Here is a 17,647-nt window from a genome sequence, read left to right on the forward strand (position 1 = left end):
AAGATCGCAAATTCGTTTGTCTCGGGACGGGTTTTGGACAACAAGGGGATCCGTTGTTTCCTGTGCTGTCCGTTTCCATGTCCTGTCTGGCCAAGCCGCGCGTTCTTATCGTCGCCCCAAACGTGTCCGCGCGCTTTGGCGGAGAGGCGATCCTGCCGTTGAACTATTTCCGGCTGCTGACCCGGCGCGGCTATGTCGTTCATCTGCTTGCCCATGAACGAAACCGGCAGGAACTTCAGACGCTTGCGGAGTTCGACCCGGCAAGGGTCCATTTCATTCCCGACACGCGATGGCACAGGCTCGCCTTGCGCGCCTTCAGCGGAACCGTGCTGCTCAGCACCATGATGACGGCGCTGAACGAGGTCTTCCAGAGCCGCGTCATCGCCAGGCTGGTCCGGGACCGCGAGATCGACCTGATCCACCAGACCACCCCGGTGTCCCCCGCGATCCCCAACAGGCTGCACCGGTTCGGCCTGCCGCTGGTCATCGGGCCGATGAACGGCGCTATCGACTATCCCCCGGATTACCATGGCGGAGGCGGCGCGGCGCGGCGGCGCGTCAAGGACGCGGCACGGTTCGGGCTGCGGATGATGAACCATCTGATGCGCGGCAAGCTCAACGCCTCGCTTCTTCTGGTGGCCAATGAGCGGACACGCGCGGCACTGCCCGATCCGAATCATCCCCGGATCCGCATGCTGGTCGAAAACGGCGTCGATCTGGACCGATGGCAGTCCCCGCCTTCGATGCGGCAAGCAACGGGCGAGGGGGCGGGGCGGCTTCGGCTGGTCTTCCTGGGCCGGCTTGTCGACTGGAAGGCGGTGGACATCACGCTGGAGGCGGTTGCCCTGGCCCGGGCCTCCGGTGCGAAGGTCACGCTGGACGTGATCGGCGACGGTCCCGAACGGGCGGCGCTTGTGTCGCTGGCGCAGGAACTGCACCTTGGCGATCATGTGCGCTTTCACGGCTTTGTTCCTCAGGAACGCTGCGCGGCCGTGATCGGGCAGGCTGATGCGCTGGTTCTGAATTCCCTGTGCGAATGCGGCGGCGCGGTCGTGCTGGAGGCCATGGCCATGGGGCTGCCGGTCGTCGCCAGCGCCTGGGGCGGTCCCCTGGATTATCTTGACGAACGGTCCGGCATCCTTGTCGATCCCTCGCCCCGGGCCAGCTTTCCGGGCCGCCTTGCGGAAGCCTTCGCCAAGCTGGCGGGCGATCCGGACCGTCGGAGGCGCATGGGCGCCGAAGGGCAAAGGGTCGTCCGGGAACGGTTCGACTGGCAGGCCAAGATCGACCAGATGATCGTTTACTACCACGAGGCCCTTTCGGTCGCGAAGCCGCAGCCCTCGCGGACCGTTCCGGCCTCCGGCAAGACCTCTTGACCTTGGACGCCAGGCGGAACCTCGGGCAGCCCCGCCGACGAGGTTGACCGGCTTTCCCTTCCGGCGCAGGCTGGTGCTTGACCGCCGGCGGAACGCTGGCCTATAAGAAATGAACGACCGTTCAATAAACCGGAAGGGGGTTTGCGGATGTTCATGCGTGGGATGGAGTTCGACCTGGGCGAGGATGTGAACGCCCTGCGCGACATGGTGCACCGCTGGGCGCAGGATCGGGTGAAACCCATAGCCGCGCAGGTGGACCGCACGAACGCCTTTCCGAACGAGCTGTGGACCGAAATGGGCGATCTGGGCCTTTTGGGCATCACCGTGCCCGAGGAGTTCGGCGGTGCGGGCATGGGCTATCTGGCCCATGTGGTCGCCACCGAGGAGATCGCGCGGGCCTCGGCCAGCGTCAGCCTGTCCTATGGCGCGCATTCCAACCTGTGCGTGAACCAGATCAAGCTGAACGGCACCGACGAACAGCGCCGCAGGTATCTGCCCGACCTGTGCAGCGGCGCGGCCGTGGGCGCCCTTGCCATGTCCGAGGAAGGCGCGGGCAGCGACGTGGTTTCGATGAAGCTGCGGGCCGAGAAGAAGAACGACCGTTATGTGCTGAACGGCAGCAAGTACTGGATCACCAACGCCCCGGATGCCCATACCCTGGTGGTCTATGCCAAGACCGACCCCGGGGCGGGCAGCAAGGGCATCACGGCCTTTATCGTCGAACGCGGCATGGCGGGCTTTTCCACCGGCCCGCATTTCGACAAGCTGGGGATGCGGGGGTCGAACACGGGCGAGCTGATCTTCGAGAACTGCGAAATCCCCTTCGAGAACGTCCTGGGCGAGGAAGGCCGGGGCGTCCGCGTGCTGATGTCGGGTCTGGATTACGAACGGCTGGTCCTGTCGGGCATCGGTACCGGCATCATGGCCGCCTGCCTGGACGAGGTGATGCCCTATGTCCGCGAGCGCAAGCAGTTCGGTCAGCCGATCGGATCGTTCCAACTGATGCAAGCCAAGATCGCCGACATGTATGTCGCGCTGAACACCGCGCGCGCCTATGTCTACGAGGTCGCGCGCGCCTGCGACGCGGGCCGCGTCACCCGCCAGGACGCGGCGGGCGCGGTGCTTTACGCCAGCGAACAGGCCATGGTGCAGGCCCACCAGGCCGTGCAGGCGCTTGGCGGGGCCGGGTTTCTCAACGACAGCGTGGTCAGCCGCCTGTTCCGCGACGCCAAGCTGATGGAGATCGGCGCGGGCACCAGCGAAATCCGCCGGATGCTGATCGGGCGGGAACTGCTGGGGCTGGTCTGATGCGGTGGCTGGCCCTGGCCGCCTTGGCGGCATCGCCCGCCTGGGCGCAGAGCGATGCCGAATGGCCGCCCTTCGACGCCTCGCTGATCGACGCCTGCCTGGAAAGCGCCGACCGGCAGACCGGGACCGGGACCGGGACCGGCACGGCGCCGGATCATGCCGCCTGCATCGGCGCGGCGTCCGGTCCCTGCATCGACTCGCCCGACGGATACAGCACCGTGGCGATGTCCTATTGCCTGGGCGAGGAACTGGATGTCTGGGACAGGAAGCTGAACGACAGCTATGCCAAGGTGCTGGAGGCCGCCAAGGCCGCCGATGCCGAGATGGCGGAGCTGGGATCGGCCGCCGAAAAGCAGGAGCCGCTGCTGCGCCAGATGCAACGCGACTGGATCGCCTTTCGCGATTCGGCCTGTTCCTACGAAGGCAGCCGCTGGGGCGGCGGCACCGGCGCCGGTCCGGCCGGCGTCGATTGCAGCCTGCGCCTGACGGCGCAGCAATACCTGCGCCTGCGCGCGTGGGAGCCGCGCCATGACTAGGGCGTTCCCGGTCCGGGCCGAGGCCCTTGTGGCGATGGAGCGGGACTGGATCGCCTGTCGCGACGCGCGCTGTGCCTATGACGGGATCACCAACGGCGGCGGGACGGGCGGCGCCTTGGCGGAACCGACCTGCACGCTGAACGAGACCGCCCGGCAGGTGATCCTGCTGATGGCCTATCGGCGGGACAGGACATGACGGCCCGCGCGGCGGCGTGGCGGCGCACCCCCGGGGGGATGCGCCTGGCGCATGGGTCAGAACTTCGTCACGTAACCGATGCCCGCGACGACCGGGTCCACCTCGACCTGGCCGATCGCGGCGCCGTTCAGCGTCACATCGGCGTCGATGTCGATCCAGCGCAGGTCAACGCGGACGGCCGAACGATCGTTGATCCAATAGTCGGTGCCCAGATGCGCGGCCAGGCCCCAGCTGTTCTTCACGCGCAGGTCAGAGCCGGTCAGTGGACCCCGGGATTCGGCGTCATGGAAGCCGGTGAAGTTCACGCCGACGCCGACAAAGGGCTTCAGCTGCGGGGTGGCGTCGAAATGGTATTGCAGCGACACGACCGGAGGCAGGTGCTTAACGGTGCCGATCTCGGTCCCGCGCGACCTGATCGAATGCTTGAAGGGCAGGGCGCCCAGAAGTTCGACCCCGACATTGTCGCGGATGAAATACTCGACGGTGACCTGAGGGCGGGTGTTGTCGCCGATCTCGACCGGAACTGTGCCGCCCGCCAGCGCGCCGTTGTCGGACTTGGGGTTCACGTTGGCGATGCCCAGACCGACGGTCAGGTCGCCCGCCTGCTGCGCGGCCACCGGCGAAACGACGGCCAGCGCGGCTGCGGCGGCAAGGCACAGGGTTTTCATCATGAAGCTCCTTCAAAGGTTGCAGGGCGCGGCATGGACCCGGGGCAGGGCCGAAAACATGATCTGGATCAAACCGCTGTGAAGAAAACCTCGGCTGCGGCATCGCGTCGCGCCTTTTCCTGGACCCAAAGGCCATGAAGCTGACATCCGCCGCCCTGACGACATCGGACACGTTCCGCGCCAACCGCGACGCACATCTGGCGCTGCTGGAGGTCGCGCGCGAAGCGGCCCTTGCCGCCGCTGCCGGAGGCGGACCCAAGGCGATGGAGCGTCACGTCGGTCGCGGCAAGATGCCCCCGCGCGAAAGGGTGGCGAACCTGCTGGATCCGGGCAGCCCATTTCTGGAAATCGGCGCCACGGCGGCGCATGGCATGTATGACGGCGCGGCCCCCGGCGCGGGCGTGATCGCGGGCGTGGGCCGGGTGCATGGCCAGGACGTGATGGTTGTGGCCAACGACGCCACCGTGAAGGGCGGCACCTATTATCCCCTGTCGGTCAAGAAGCACCTGCGCGCCCAGGAAATCGCCGAGCAATGCCGCCTGCCCTGCGTGTATCTGGTGGATTCCGGCGGCGCGAACCTGCCCAACCAGGACGAGGTTTTCCCCGACCGCGACCATTTCGGCCGCATTTTCTACAACCAGGCGCAGATGAGCGCCCGGGGCATCCCGCAGATCGCCGTTGTGATGGGGTCATGCACGGCCGGCGGCGCCTATGTCCCCGCCATGTCCGACATCACCATCATCGTGCGCAACCAGGGCACGATCTTCCTGGCCGGCCCGCCGCTGGTCCGCGCCGCCACCGGCGAGGTCGTCACCGCCGAGGACTTGGGCGGCGGCGATGTCCACACCCGCCTGTCCGGCGTGGCCGACTATCTGGCCGAGGATGACGCCCACGCCCTGGCCATGGCCCGCCGCGCCATTGCCAACCTGAACCGCCGGATGCCCGACACGGTGGCCTGGCAATCCCCCGAGCCCCCCGCGCACGACCCCGAGGAAATCCTGGGCGTGGTTCCCGCCGACCTGCGCACTCCCTACGACATCCGCGAGGTGATCGCCCGCGTGGTGGACGCCAGCCGCTTCGACGAATTCAAGGCCCGCTTCGGCGAAACGCTGGTCACGGGCTTCGCCCATGTCGAGGGCTGCCCCGTCGGCATCGTCGCCAACAACGGCGTCCTGTTTTCCGAAGCCGCCCAAAAGGGCGCCCACTTCATCGAACTGTGCAGCCAGCGGTCCATCCCGCTGGTCTTCCTGCAAAACATCACCGGCTTCATGGTGGGCCGCAAATACGAAAACGAGGGCATCGCGCGGCACGGCGCCAAGATGGTGACGGCGGTCGCCACGACCAACGTGCCCAAGATCACGGTGCTGGTCGGCGGCAGCTTCGGCGCGGGCAATTACGGCATGGCGGGCCGCGCTTATTCCCCGCGCTTTCTCTGGACCTGGCCCAACTCGCGCATCAGCGTCATGGGCGGCGAACAGGCGGCGGGCGTGCTGGCCACCGTGCGCCGCGAGGGGATCGAACGCGCCGGCGGCACCTGGTCGCCCGAGGACGAGGCCGAATTCAAGCGCCCCACCATCGAGATGTTCGACCGCCAGTCCCACCCCCTCTACGCCTCGGCACGGCTGTGGGACGACGGCATCATCGACCCCCGCAAGACCCGCGACGTTCTGGCCCTGTCGCTGCGCGCCAGCCTCAACGCCCCCATCGAGCCGACGCGCTTCGGCCTGTTCCGCATGTGACGGGGGCGATGATGGATGCCTCCGGCGGGGATATTTGGGCAAAGATGAACGGACCGGCTTCAAGGGGATCCGCATGACCCGCCCTGCTTTGGACCCGAAATATCCCGCGGGGGTCCGGGGGCGCGAAGCCCCCGGCGGCCACCGCCCTGTGCGAGACCTGCCATGTTCCAGAAAATCCTGATCGCCAACCGCGGCGAGATCGCCTGCCGCGTCATCGACACCTGCCGCAAGCTGGGCGTCCGCACGGTCGCGGTGTTTTCCGACGCCGACCGCGCCGCCCGTCATGTCGCCATGGCCGATGAAGCGGTCCATATCGGCGGACCCGCGCCCAAGGACAGCTACCTGCGCGGCGACGCAATCATCCGGGCCGCGCTGGATACCGGCGCGCAGGCGATCCATCCGGGCTACGGCTTTCTGTCGGAGAACCCCGATTTCGTGGATGCCGTGACGGCGGCGGGACTGGTCTTCATCGGCCCATCCGCCAGTGCGATCCGCGCCATGGGGCTGAAGGACGCCGCCAAGGCGCTGATGGCCCAGGCGGGCGTGCCGGTGGTGCCGGGCTATCACGGCGAAAACCAGGATCCGGCCCATCTTGCGGCGCAGGCGGGCCTGATCGGCTATCCGGTTCTGATCAAGGCCGTGGCGGGCGGCGGCGGCAAGGGGATGCGCCTTGTCGAACGCGCAGCCGACTTCGAAAGCGCCCTGCAATCGGCGCAAGGCGAAGCCGCGACCGCCTTCGGCAATCCCGCCGTCCTGATCGAGAAATACATCCAGCAGCCCCGCCATATCGAGGTCCAGGTCTTTGGCGACGGCACCGACGCCGTTCACCTGTTCGAACGCGACTGTTCGCTGCAACGCCGCCACCAGAAGGTGATCGAGGAAGCCCCGGCGCCCGGCATGACGTCCGAGATGCGGCAGGCCATGGGCGAGGCGGCGGTCCGCGCCGCCGAAGCCATCGGCTATGCGGGCGCCGGCACCATCGAGTTCATCGTGGACGGCAGCCAGGGCCTGCGCCCCGACGGCTTCTGGTTCATGGAGATGAACACCCGCCTGCAAGTCGAACATCCCGTAACCGAGGCGATCACCGGCGTCGATCTGGTCGAATGGCAGCTGCGCGTCGCCAGCGGCGAACCCTTGCCCGCGCGGCAGGAGGATCTGACGATCCAAGGCCATGCCTTCGAGGCGCGCTTGTATGCCGAGGACGTGCCCGCGGGCTTCCTGCCCGCCACCGGGCGCCTGGCGCATCTGCGCTTTGCCGAAACTGCGCGCAACGAAACCGGCGTGCGCCAGGGCGACACGATCAGCCCCTGGTATGACCCCATGATCGCCAAGGTCGTCACCTGGGGCAGGACGCGCGCCATCGCGCTCAGCAAGCTGGAAGCCGCCCTGGTCGATACCGAGGTCGCGGGCACCGTCACCAATATCGACTTCCTGATCGCGCTGACGCGGCATCAGGGATTCCGCGAAGGCCGCGTCGATACCGGCCTGATCGCCCGCGACCTGGACGCGCTTGTGGCGGCGTCCGAACCCCAACCCGCCGCCCGCGCCCTGGGGGTGATCGGCCTGGCTGGCCTTGCCGATCCGCAGGTCAAGGGCGGCATGACCCTGTGGCAGCCGCTTCGCCGGACGATTGCCTGGCAAGGGGGCGAAGCCGCATTGGAGGTTCTCGGCCCCGGCGCCGCGCGCGTGACCCTGGACGGCCGGCCGCACGAGGTCCGCTGGCAGGGCGACCGCTGGTGGGTGGACGGCAGCCTGTGCCGCCACCGCATCACCGCCCATGGCGGCGGCATCAGCGTTTTCGGCGCGGGCAGCCTGCATCTGGCGCCGCTCGACCCGCTGGACCGGCGGGCGGACGCGGACGCAGGGGCCGCGCTGACGCTGTCGCCCATGCCGGGACTGGTGAAATCCGTCCATGTCGGCGCGGGCCAGGCCGTGAAGGCGGGCGACCGGCTGGCCGTGCTGGAGGCCATGAAGATGGAGCACAGCCTGACCGCCGCCCGCGACGGCGTGGTGGCCGAAGTCCTGGCCAGCGCCGGCGACCAGGTCGAGGCCGGCGCCCCCCTGGTCCGGCTGGAGGATGCCGATGCCTGAACCCACCCCCACCGACGCCCCGCCCCCCGCCCAAGGCGGCCCGGTCAAGGACGACAGCGGGGAAATCGTCCTGTGGCACGTCCCCTTGTCGCGGTCGATGCGCATCCTGTGGCTGCTGAACGAGCTGGATCTGCCCTTCAGCCTGAGGGTGATGGATCTGCGCGGCAAGGACATGCGGGCCGCCGAATACGCGGCCATCCATCCGGTCGGCCGCGCGCCCGCGTTGCAGATCGACGGCAACGTGATCCACGAATCGGGCGCGATGGTGGAATACCTGTGCGAAACGCGCGGCCCGCATCTGTGGCGCGCGCCGGGCGAGGAGGGACGGCTCGGCTGGCTCGACTGGCTGCATTTCGCCGAAACCATCGGCCAGCACATCGCCAGCCTGACGCAAAGCCACCTGATGCTGCGCGATCCCGCAACGCGCTCGCCCACGGTGATGAAGCTGGAAACCGCGCGGCTGGCCCGCACGCTGCGGCTGGTCGAACAAACGGTCGAGCGGCAGGACTGGCTGATGGCCAGCGGCTTTTCGGGCGTGGACTGCGCCGTCGGCTGGTCGGTCTGGACCGCTGGCCGCTTTGTCCGCCCCACCCCGGCCTTGCAGGCCTATGCCGACCGCTGCGCGGCCCGCCCCGCCTTCCGCCGCGCGCTGCCGCAGAAAGGCGAGCCGCAGCTTTACGAGCGCGACTTCTACGAGCTTCCCGATGCGTGAAACGGTTGAAATCTTCGAAATGGGTCCGCGCGACGGCTTGCAGAACGAAAAGCGGCTGATTCCGGCGGCGGACAAGATCGCGCTTGTGGACCTGCTGTCGCGGGCGGGCTTCCGGCGGATCGAGGTCACCAGCTTCGTCAGCCCGAAATGGGTGCCGCAGATGGGGGACGCCGCGCAGGTCATGGCGGGCATCGCCCGCGTTCCGGGCGTCAGCTATGCCGTGCTGACCCCGAACATGAAGGGCTACGAAGGGGCGAAGGCCGCCCGGGCCAGCGAGGTCGCGATCTTCGCCAGCGCGTCCGAAGGCTTCAGCCGCGCCAACCTGAACGCGACGATCGCCGAAAGCCTGGAACGGCTGGCCCCCGTGGCCGCGGCGGCGAAGGCCGACGGGATCCCGGTGCGCGGCTATGTCAGCGTGGTGACGGATTGCCCCTTCGACGGCCCGACCCCGCCCGGCGGCGTGGCCCGCGTCGCGGCGGCGCTGCGCGACCTGGGCTGTTACGAGATCAGCCTGGGCGACACCATCGGCCAGGGACGGCCCGAAACCATCGACGCCATGCTGGCGGCGGTTCTGGATGAACTGCCCGCCGACCGGCTGGCCGGGCATTATCACGACACGGCGGGCCGGGCGCTGGAGAACATCGACGCCAGTCTCGCGCGCGGGCTGCGGGTTTTTGATGCCGCTGTGGGCGGGCTTGGCGGCTGTCCCTATGCCCCCGGCGCGGCGGGCAACGCGGCAACGGAAAAGGTCGCCGCGCATCTGGCAGCGCGGGGATTTTCGCATGGGCTGGACATGGCGGTCGTCGAACAAGCCGCCGCCTTCGCACACAGCCTCAGGGGGACGGCCCATGTTTGACACGATCCGCATCGACACCGACGGGCGCGGCGTGGCGACGCTGTGGCTGGCCCGCCCCGACAAACACAACGCCCTGTCCCAGCCGATGATGGAGGAACTGACCCAGGCCGCAGCCCGGCTTGGCGCTGATCCCGCCGTGCGCGTGGTCGTGCTGGCGGGCGAGGGCGCCAGCTTCTGCGCGGGCGGCGACCTTGCTTGGATGCGCGCGCAGATGGATGCCGATGCGGCAACCCGGCGCGCGGGCGCGCGGACCCTTGCCGGAATGCTTTCGGCGCTGAACCTGCTGCCCAAGCCGCTGATAGCCCGCGTTCACGGCAACGCCTTCGGCGGCGGGATCGGCATAATGGCGGTTGCCGACATCGCCATTGCCGCCAACACCGCGCGCTTCGGCCTGACCGAGGTGAAGCTTGGCCTGATCCCCGCCACCATTGGCCCCTATGTCCTGGCCCGCATGGGCGAGGACAAGGCCCGGCGCGTCTTCTTCTCGGCCCGCCTGTTCAGCGCGGACGAGGCGGTGACGCTGAACCTCGCCGCCCGCGCCGTCGCCCCCGAGGACCTGGACGCGGCGGTCGAAGCCGAGGTCGCGCCCTTTCTGCTGGCCGCTCCCGGCGCGGTGGCCGCCGCCAAGGCGCAGTGCCGCGCCCTCGGCCCCCGCATCGACGGGGCCGTGATCGAAGACAGCATCGACCGCCTGGTCGCCGTCTGGGAAGGCCAAGAGGCGCCCGAGGGCATCGCCGCCTTTTTCGACAAGCGCAAGCCGCGCTGGCAGGTCTGACCGGCATCCGCTATTGCGGAGGGCAGGACAGCAGGGGCGGCAGGCATGGAAGTCAGGATACTGGACGCGCGGATCCACGAATGGGGGCTGCCCGATTACCAGACGGCGGGTTCGGCGGCGATCGACCTGTTCGCCTGCATCGACGCGCCCCTGGACATCGCCCCGCAAGCCCCGGCGGTGCTGATCAGCGCCGGGATCGCGCTGTCCTTCGACGATTTCTCGTTTGCCGGACTGGTGCTGCCCCGGTCGGGGCAGGGCCACAAGCGCGGGCTGGTGCTGGGCAACTCGACCGGGCTGATCGACCCCGATTACACGGGCGAGATCCTCGTCAGCACCTGGAACCGCAACCCCGCAGGCTCGGCGCCGATCACCGTCCGGCCGGGCGAGCGGATCGCGCAGATGATCTTCGTCCCCGTCCTGCGTCCTGCCTTCGCGGTGGTCGACAGCTTCAGCCGGACCACGACGCGGGCGGCGGGCGGGTTCGGCTCGACCGGGGCCTGAGAGCGGTGCTGGGGTTCTGGCTGCTGGTCGGGGTCGCGGCGGCCGGATGGGTTTTCGGCCTGCCGCGCCGGTGGCTTCTGGCGGCGCTTGCCGCCGTTTGGGCGCTCATCGAACTGTCCCATCTGGCGGGCATGGGAACGACCTTTGGCGGATCGGCGCGCGGCTGGCTGGTCGCGGCGGGGTTGGCGGGTCTGGTGCTGGCCTATCGCGGGGGGCTTGCGCGGCTGCGGGCGCGGGCGGCGCCGGCCGAAGCGCCCGCCGTTCCGCAGGCAGGCATGGCCGATACGGAACTGGACCGCTATGCCCGCCACCTGGTGCTGCGAGAGATCGGCGGCCCCGGCCAGATGCGCCTGCGCGAGGCACGGGTGCTGGTGGTCGGCGCGGGCGGGCTTGGGGCGCCGGTCTGCCTTTATCTCGCGGCGGCGGGGGTGGGGCGGATCACGGTCGCGGACGACGACCGCGTCAGCCTTTCGAACCTTCAACGCCAGGTGATCTTTCGCAGCGACCAGCGCGGCGAGGGCAAGGCCCAGGCCGCATCGGGGGCAATGCGCGCGCTCAATCCGCATGTCGCCGTGACATCCCTGGCGCGCCGCATCACCGACACCGACGCCGACCTGATCGCCCGGCACGACCTGGTTCTGGACGGCACCGACAGCTTTGCCGCGCGCGACGCGATCAACCGCGCCTGTGTCGCCGCCCGCGTGCCGCTGATCGCCGGGGCCATCGCGCAATGGGAAGGGCAGGTCACGCTGTACGATCCTGCGCGCGGCGGGCCGTGCCTGTCCTGCCTGTTCCCCACGGCCCCCGCGCCGGGCCTTGCCCCGCCCTGCGCCGAGGCGGGCGTAATCGGCCCCTTGCCCGGCGTCGTCGGCAGCCTCATGGCGATGGAGGCGATCAAGCATCTGACCGGCGCGGGGCAGGGCCTGCGCGGGCGGATGCTGATCTTCGACGGGCTTTACGGCGAAAGCCGGATGATCGGCACCGCGCGGCGCCCGGACTGCGCGGTCTGCGGATCGGGTCTGGCACGAGGCGTCGAACCTTCCTAGGTTCATGGCAGCAAGGAGACGCCATGAATCCCGAACTGACCCGCTGGACCGGACCCGAGGGGCTGCCCCGCTTCGACCTTATCGCGGATGGGGACTTCGTTCCCGCCTTTGACCGCGAACTGGCCGCCGCCGAAGCCGCGATGGAGGCTATCGCCGCCAATCCCGACGCGCCGACCTTCGCCAACACCGTTGCCGCGCTCGAGGTCGCAGAGGAGGGGCTGAACCGCGTCCTGTCCATCTTCTACACCTTGGCCAGCGCCGATTCGAACCCCGCGCGCGAGGCGCTGCAACGCGACTTCGCTCCGCGCCTGGCGGCCTATAACAGCAAGACGGGAATGGACCCCCGCCTGTTCGCCCGCGTCAAGGCGGTCGCGGCGACGGCGGACACCCTGCCGCCCGAGGATCGGCGCATCACCGAACTGGCCTTGCGCGGCCTGACCCGATCGGGCGCGGGGCTGGAAGGCGCGGCCCGCGACCGCATGGCCGAAATCCGCGCCCGCATGGCCGTGCTGACCACGCGGTTTTCCCAGAACGTGCTGGCCGACGAACGCGATTACGTCCTGCCGGTCCCGGACGACCGGCTGGCCGGACTGCCCGACTGGCTGGTCCGGTCCATGCGCGCGGCGGCAGCGGCGCGCGGGATCAAGGGGCAGGTCGTCACCCTGTCCCGGTCGCTGATCGTGCCTTTCCTGGAACATGCCGGCGACCGTTCGCTGCGCGAGATGGCCTTTCGCGCCTGGATTGCGCGGGGAACGGGACAGGGCGCGGGCGGCGAGGCCGCGAACAACCTGCCCCTGGCGGCAGAGATCCTGGCGCTGCGGCACGAACGCGCGCGGCTGCTGGGATACCCCGATTTCGCGGCCTACAAGCTGGAACCCGAAATGGCGGGCACCGCCGACCGCGTGGCCGATCTGCTGGGGCAGGTCTGGGAACCGGCCCGCGTTCGCGCGGCCAGCGACGAGGCCCGGCTGACCGCCCTGGCGCGAGAGGACGGCGTGAACGGCGCGCTGGAACCTTGGGACTGGCGGCTTTACGCGGAACGGCTGCGGCGGCGGGACCACGACTTTGACGCCGATCAGGTCAAGCCCTACCTGACGCTGGACGCGATGCTGGCGGCCATGATGGACGTGGCGCACCGCCTGTTCCGGCTGGAATTCCAGCCCTTCGACGCACCCTTGTGGACCCCCGATGCGCGGGCCTGGAGGATCATGCGGGACGGGCGGCTGATGGCGGTCTTCGTGGGCGATTACTTCGCGCGTCCCTCGAAACGGTCGGGGGCCTGGTGTTCGGCGCTTCAGGTCCAGCACAAGATCGGCGCGGGGCAGCGGCCCATCGTGGTGAACGTCTGCAACTTCACCCCGCCCGAGGCGCCGGGCGCGCCCGTCTTCCTGTCCTGGGACGACGCGCGGACGCTGTTTCACGAATTCGGTCACGCGACGCATCACATCCTGTCCGACGTGACCTGGCCCTCGATTTCCGGGACGGCGGTGGCGCAGGACTTCGTGGAACTGCCCAGCCAGCTTTACGAACACTGGCTGGAACAGCCCGCCGTGCTGGATGCCCACGCGCGCCATTACCAAACCGGGGAATCCTTGCCCGCCCAGTTGCGCGACCGGCTGCTGGCGGCGGGAAAGGCGGATGCGGGGTTTTCCACCACCGAATACCTGGAAAGCGCGCTTGTCGATCTGGCCTTTCACCGGGGCGAGCCGCCCGCCGATCCGATGGCCGAACAGGCGCGGGTGCTGGCGGCGCTGGATGCGCCGTCCGCGATCCCGATGCGCCATGCGACGCCGCATTTCAGCCACGTGTTCAGCGGCGACAGCTATGCCAGCGGATACTACAGCTACATGTGGTCCGAGGTGATGGACGCCGACGCCTTTGCCGCTTTCCAGGAAACCGGCGACATCTTCGATCCGGCCACCGCGCGGCGGCTGGAGGAGACGATCCTGTCCAGGGGCGGTTCGGCCCCGGCGGACCAGCTGTGGCTGGCTTTCCGGCAGCGGATGCCGGGGGTGGACGCGTTGCTGCGGGGGCGGGGGCTGGCCTGACAGGCAGGCGGCAAGGGCGGAGAAAGGAATCGCATCGCGTTTCCCCGCATCGGTGAACGGGTTCCATCGGAAACCTTGCTGCACAACAAGCCCCCGAGGGGCCGGTGCCCGCCCAGAGGGGCGGGACGGGCGCTGGCCGGACCTTTGGGGCCGTCCGGCTCAGGTGGTGATGTCACCGCGTGGCGAGGGCGTCGGCCTTCGCCGTTCCGGGCCACCGGGATCGGGGGGCGGCCAGCCCTTCAGTCCCGCACCTCGTCCGGGTCCACGCCCCAGATCGCCGATTTCGGCACCCAACCACGCTGCCCGCCGCCGGAAATCCGGCACCAGTCCGGCTGGCATTCGCCAAGGCGGACGATGGCGCCCATCTCGGCCCGGGCCACGATGTCGGCGTCGGGGTGGGGACGGCTGCGCAGTTCCACCATGTCCTGCGTCACCAGCGCGGTGCGCACGCCCGACAGCAGCGCATAGTGGATCCAGCCGCCCGCGCCATCCTTGTCCTCGACCCGGCGCCAATGGCCGAACTCGGCCACCACGCGCAAGGGCATCCCGGCATGGCGGAACACCCAGTCGATGCGGTGCGACAGGCTGGGGCCGCGGCGGGCGTTGCCCTCGGACCCTTTCAGGCTGACATAGCGCGGCACCGGCAGGTTCGTGACCGGACCGCGCGTCGGCCCGCCGTCATCCTGGACGCGGATGATCCGCGCGTCGGCCGATTGCGGCACGCCGTCCACCTGCGCCAGCGCCAGCCCCACCGATGCCGCCAGAACCGCTGCCCCGCCACCCAATAGCGTCCGTATCCGCATAAACCCGTCCGTTCCTGCCGACCGCCTTTGGCGATCCCTTCTGCCCCTTTTGCCGGGCCGCAAGGCGCCCCGATGGGGTCTTGTGCGCGCCCCATATCGCGGGCAGTTTGCCAAAAGCGGCGTGCTTTTGAAAGGCCGCCGCGACATGACATCGAGAAAGTGAGGCCATCATGCACAGCCCGCAGCCCTCGCGCCAGAAACTGCGCGTCGCGGTGACGCGCCGCCTGCCCGAGGCGGTCGAGACGCGCATGTCCGAGCTGTTCGACGTGATCCTGCGCGAGGACGACAACAAGATGTCGCGCGACGATCTGGCGGCGGCGATGCGCGGGGCGGATGTGCTGGTGCCCACCGTGACGGACCATATCGACGCCGCCATGCTGGCCCAGGCGGGCGAGCGGTTGAAGCTGATCGCCAATTACGGCGCGGGCGTGGATCACATCGACGTTCATTCCGCCCGCCAGCGCGGCGTTCTTGTGACGAACACCCCCGGCGTCGTGACCGAGGACACGGCCGACATGGTCATGGCGCTGATCCTGGGCGTCACCCGCCGCATCCCCGAAGGCATGGCCGAGATGCAGGCGGGCCGCTGGGCCGGATGGGCGCCGACCGCGCATCTGGGCGGGCGCGTGGGCGGGCGCCGGCTCGGCATCTTGGGAATGGGCCGGATCGGGCAGGCCGTGGCGCGGCGGGCCAATGTCTTCGGAATGCAGGTCCATTACCACAACCGCCGCCGCCTGCGCCCCGAGATCGAGCAGGATTTGCAGGCGACCTACTGGGAAAGCCTGGACCAGATGCTGGCGCGGATGGACATCATCAGCGTGAACGCGCCGCATACGCCGTCCACCTTTCACCTGCTGAACGCCCGGCGGCTGAAGCTGCTGAAGCCCACGGCGGTGGTGGTCAACACCTCGCGCGGGGAAGTCATCGACGAAAACGCCCTGACCCGGATGCTGCGCGCCGGCGACATCGCGGGCGCAGGCCTGGACGTGTTCGAGCACGGGCACGAGATCAACCCCCGCCTGCGCGAACTGCCCAACGTCGTTCTGCTGCCGCACATGGGATCCGCCACGGTCGAAGGCCGGGCCGAAATGGGCGAAAAGGTGATCATCAACATCAAGACCTTTGCCGACGGCCACAGGCCCCCGGATCTGGTCGTGCCCAGCATGTTGTAGTCCAGGGGGCCGCCGGATGGCGAATGGGACGCGGACAATGACGGGTGCAGGCACGGCCGGGATCGGGGCGCGGTGGGCCGTCTCGGCGCTGTTCTTCGCCAACGGCCTGGTGGTCGGAAGCTGGGCGCCCAAGCTGCCCGCCATGATGGCGCGGCTGGGGATCGGCGAATCCGTCGCGGGGCTTCTGGTGCTGGCGCTCGGGATCGGGTCGATCTGCCTGATGCCGGTTTTCGGGGCCTTGGTGGCAAGGCGGGGGTCGGCCCACGCCGTCAGGCTGGCGGCGACGCTGTTCGCGCCCAGCCTGATCTGGATCTCGCTGGCGCCGACGGTCTGGGCCGTGGCGATCACCGTTCTGGCCTTCGGCGGGCTGATCGGCGGCATGGATGTCGCGATGAACGCCAACGCCGTGGCGGTCGAGCGCGCCCGGCGCCGCGCGATCATGTCGTCCTGCCACGGCTTCTGGTCCCTGGGCGGGCTGGCGGGCGCCGGGACGGGGGGCATTGCCATCCAAACCCTGGGCGAGCTGACCCATGCCGTTGTCGTGACGCTGATCGTTGCGGCGATCCTGGCCCTGGCCTTTCCGCGCCTGCTGCGCGACAGCCCCCCGGGCGGACACAAGCACCAGCCGCTGCGGCTGCCGCGCACGCCGCTGCCTTACCTGATCGGGGTGATGGCGCTGGCCTCGATGATCCCGGAGGGCGCGATCCTCGACTGGGCGGCGGTTTACCTGCGCCGCGAAATGGGCGCCTCGCTGGCCTTGGCGGGGTGGGGCTTTGCCGCTTGCGCAGGGACCATGGCGGTGATGCGCTTTCTGGGCGATGGCATCCGCGGCCGCTTCGGCGCGGTCAGGACGCTGCGGATCAGCACGGCCATCGCCATGGCGGGGCTGGCGCTGGCGGCGCTGGCGCACTCGCCGGGGACGGCGATCGCCGGGTTCGGGCTGGCGGGCATCGGCATCGCCAACATGGTGCCGATCGCCTTTTCGGCGGCGGGCAACCTGCCGGGGCTGGCGCACGGCGTGGGGCTGTCGGTCGTCACCACCATGGGCTATTCGGGGATCCTGCTGGCGCCCGGCAGCATCGGCTTTCTGGCCGAGCGGATGAGCTTTTCGGTGATCTTTCTGGCGTTGTCGCTGCTGCTTCTGGTGCCGCTGCTGTTGTCGCGCCTGGCGCGGACGGCCGATTTCGATGGCGGCGCCTAGGGGCGCACGACGCCCGCGACCAGCATCACCGACACCATCGTCAGCCAAACGGAGGCGGCGCGCCGAACGGCCCGCAACCGCCCCGTGCCCGCGCCGCCTTGGCGGGCCAGGGCTCCGGCTCCGCCCCAGATCATCGCCACGCCCGCCGCCACCAGGCAGAACAGGGCCAGCCGCGACAGGAACTCGGGCGCGGCCGAAGGAGGCAACAGCACAAGGCCGATGATCAGCGCCTTGGGGTTCAGCATGGTTGTCAGACAGATCCGCCATGCGGTGACCTCGCCCCCCGCATCGGCCAGGGGTCCGCGGCCCCACAGCTTGATCGCAAGGAACATCACCCATGCCGCCGCCGCCAGCTTGATCGCATGGCCGGCCAGGGGATAGTGCGCCATCAGCCCGTGGCCGACAAAAGCCAGCGGCAGGATCGCCGTCACGTAGCCCAGAAGCTCGGCCGGAATCAGGCGCATCGCCCGGAGGAACCCGGTCGAGGCACCGGCAAGGCCCATCAGCGTGTTGGTGGGGCCGGGCGTCAGCAGAAGGCCCAGAATGGCGGACAGAAAGGCGGCAAGGGTCATGGTCGTTCCTCGCGTCGGTCCGCCACGGGAATATCGGCCCCGGGGCG

At 69.3% G+C, this 17,647-nt stretch carries 17 protein-coding genes; 14 read left to right on the forward strand and 3 right to left on the reverse strand.

The window, feature by feature from the left end:
- The first annotated feature begins 122 nt into the window (after positions 1-122).
- The 4 genes from ACFOM8_RS00120 (at position 123) to ACFOM8_RS00135 (ending at position 3,416) form a co-directional block, all read left to right on the forward strand.
- Complete coding sequence (locus ACFOM8_RS00120) at positions 123-1,376, forward strand: glycosyltransferase family 4 protein (protein ID WP_377758238.1); 1,254 nt, start codon at positions 123-125, stop codon at positions 1,374-1,376.
- Between the two features lie 147 nt (positions 1,377-1,523).
- The gene (locus ACFOM8_RS00125; protein WP_377758239.1) at positions 1,524-2,684 is read left to right on the forward strand and encodes an isovaleryl-CoA dehydrogenase; all 1,161 of its coding nucleotides are present in this window, start codon (positions 1,524-1,526) and stop codon (positions 2,682-2,684) included.
- Positions 2,684-3,220, forward strand: coding sequence for a lysozyme inhibitor LprI family protein (locus tag ACFOM8_RS00130; RefSeq protein ID WP_377758240.1), 537 nt, complete (start codon positions 2,684-2,686; stop codon positions 3,218-3,220). Before ACFOM8_RS00125 ends, ACFOM8_RS00130 begins: the two co-directional genes overlap by 1 nt.
- Positions 3,213-3,416 (forward strand): lysozyme inhibitor LprI family protein, encoded by a 204-nt coding sequence (locus ACFOM8_RS00135; RefSeq protein ID WP_377758241.1) that lies wholly within the window; start codon positions 3,213-3,215, stop codon positions 3,414-3,416. Before ACFOM8_RS00130 ends, ACFOM8_RS00135 begins: the two co-directional genes overlap by 8 nt.
- Positions 3,417-3,472: 56 nt before the next feature.
- Here the strand turns inward: ACFOM8_RS00135 and ACFOM8_RS00140 are convergent, their stop codons facing one another.
- On the reverse strand, positions 3,473-4,084 hold the full coding sequence (locus ACFOM8_RS00140; protein ID WP_377759147.1) for an OmpW/AlkL family protein: 612 nt from the start codon (positions 4,082-4,084) through the stop codon (positions 3,473-3,475).
- A 134-nt stretch (positions 4,085-4,218) separates the two neighbouring features.
- On the opposite strand from ACFOM8_RS00140, the gene ACFOM8_RS00145 reads away from it, so the two are divergent.
- From ACFOM8_RS00145 to ACFOM8_RS00180, 8 genes are all read left to right on the forward strand, one after another.
- A complete protein-coding gene (locus ACFOM8_RS00145) occupies positions 4,219-5,823 on the forward strand; it encodes a carboxyl transferase domain-containing protein (RefSeq protein ID WP_377758242.1) in 1,605 nt (534 codons plus the stop codon).
- A 162-nt stretch (positions 5,824-5,985) separates the two neighbouring features.
- Positions 5,986-7,914, forward strand: coding sequence for an ATP-binding protein (locus ACFOM8_RS00150; protein ID WP_377758243.1), 1,929 nt, complete (start codon positions 5,986-5,988; stop codon positions 7,912-7,914).
- On the forward strand, positions 7,907-8,626 hold the full coding sequence (locus tag ACFOM8_RS00155) for a glutathione S-transferase family protein (protein WP_377758244.1): 720 nt from the start codon (positions 7,907-7,909) through the stop codon (positions 8,624-8,626). Before ACFOM8_RS00150 ends, ACFOM8_RS00155 begins: the two co-directional genes overlap by 8 nt.
- Positions 8,619-9,482 (forward strand): hydroxymethylglutaryl-CoA lyase, encoded by an 864-nt coding sequence (locus tag ACFOM8_RS00160; RefSeq protein ID WP_377758245.1) that lies wholly within the window; start codon positions 8,619-8,621, stop codon positions 9,480-9,482. Before ACFOM8_RS00155 ends, ACFOM8_RS00160 begins: the two co-directional genes overlap by 8 nt.
- A complete protein-coding gene (locus tag ACFOM8_RS00165; protein ID WP_377758246.1) occupies positions 9,475-10,257 on the forward strand; it encodes a crotonase/enoyl-CoA hydratase family protein in 783 nt (260 codons plus the stop codon). The genes ACFOM8_RS00160 and ACFOM8_RS00165 overlap by 8 nt, the downstream gene beginning before the upstream one ends.
- A 45-nt stretch (positions 10,258-10,302) precedes the next feature.
- Positions 10,303-10,758, forward strand: a complete 456-nt coding sequence (gene dut / locus ACFOM8_RS00170; RefSeq protein ID WP_377758247.1) for a dUTP diphosphatase — start codon at positions 10,303-10,305, stop codon at positions 10,756-10,758.
- Between the two features lie 5 nt (positions 10,759-10,763).
- Complete coding sequence (locus tag ACFOM8_RS00175) at positions 10,764-11,804, forward strand: HesA/MoeB/ThiF family protein (protein ID WP_377758248.1); 1,041 nt, start codon at positions 10,764-10,766, stop codon at positions 11,802-11,804.
- 23 nt (positions 11,805-11,827) lie between these two features.
- Complete coding sequence (locus ACFOM8_RS00180; protein WP_377758249.1) at positions 11,828-13,852, forward strand: M3 family metallopeptidase; 2,025 nt, start codon at positions 11,828-11,830, stop codon at positions 13,850-13,852.
- Between the two features lie 239 nt (positions 13,853-14,091).
- On the opposite strand, the gene ACFOM8_RS00185 is transcribed toward ACFOM8_RS00180, so the two are convergent.
- Positions 14,092-14,655, reverse strand: a complete 564-nt coding sequence (locus ACFOM8_RS00185; RefSeq protein WP_377758250.1) for an SH3 domain-containing protein — start codon at positions 14,653-14,655, stop codon at positions 14,092-14,094.
- Between the two features lie 170 nt (positions 14,656-14,825).
- Between ACFOM8_RS00185 and ACFOM8_RS00190 the strand changes: the two genes are divergently transcribed.
- On the forward strand, positions 14,826-15,827 hold the full coding sequence (locus ACFOM8_RS00190) for a 2-hydroxyacid dehydrogenase (RefSeq protein WP_377758251.1): 1,002 nt from the start codon (positions 14,826-14,828) through the stop codon (positions 15,825-15,827).
- 37 nt (positions 15,828-15,864) lie between these two features.
- Entirely contained in the window at positions 15,865-17,028 is a 1,164-nt protein-coding gene (locus tag ACFOM8_RS00195) for an MFS transporter (protein WP_377758252.1), read from the forward strand.
- Here ACFOM8_RS00195 and ACFOM8_RS00200 read toward each other — a convergent pair.
- On the reverse strand, positions 17,025-17,600 hold the full coding sequence (locus tag ACFOM8_RS00200; protein WP_377758253.1) for a LysE family translocator: 576 nt from the start codon (positions 17,598-17,600) through the stop codon (positions 17,025-17,027). The genes ACFOM8_RS00195 and ACFOM8_RS00200 overlap by 4 nt on opposite strands.
- Positions 17,601-17,647: the final 47 nt, after the last annotated feature.

Source organism: Paracoccus angustae (assembly GCF_042648745.1).
Classification (GTDB): Bacteria; Pseudomonadota; Alphaproteobacteria; order Rhodobacterales; family Rhodobacteraceae; genus Paracoccus; species Paracoccus angustae.